Origin of the sequence: Streptomyces bobili (genome assembly GCF_002154575.1) — a bacterium.
Taxonomy (GTDB): Bacteria; Actinomycetota; Actinomycetes; order Streptomycetales; family Streptomycetaceae; genus Streptomyces; species Streptomyces bobili.
Map to the genome: position 1 here is coordinate 1 of NZ_MUBA01000449.1, position 488 is coordinate 488.

Consider the following 488-nt stretch of genomic DNA (forward strand, 5'->3'; position numbering starts at 1 on the left):
GGGGGGAGGGGGAGGGAGAAAGCGGCTGATGGGAGGGTTGTCAGCAGTCCGTCAGGACGGGCTTGACCGCCCCGTCCGCGATGCCGGCGGCCCCGGCGGCTCCCGGCAGGATGAGGGGTCCCTCGACGAGTTCCGAGGCGACGAAGTTCTTCTCCGGGGAGGGGTTCACGGCGAAGCTTCCGGGATCGGCGTCGAGCCGCACCCGCCATTCGCCGGTCATGCGCTGCATCTTCGGCGTGAACTCCATGTGCAGGACCTTGCCGACCGGAACTTCCCTGTTCTCCGTGTCACCCGCGGTCACCGACCTGACCGTCATGTCGGTCGTGCCCTTGTGCTTGAGCCAGGCCCCGCTCAGAAAGCCGAAGAGTCCGCCGCTGGCCCCCTGTTGGGTCGCGGTGTACTTGCCCGAGCCCTGGCCCACGGTGGCCTTCCAGGTGATCGACACCTTCGCCGGTTCGGTGGCGTTCGGCTCGCAGTTCGGGAAGTCG

At 68.2% G+C, this 488-nt stretch carries 1 pseudogene; it reads right to left on the reverse strand.

Going from position 1 to position 488, the window contains the following annotated elements:
- Positions 1-40: 40 nt before the first annotated feature.
- A pseudogene (locus BZL64_RS29835) lies at positions 41-488 on the reverse strand (hypothetical protein); the annotation flags it as partial.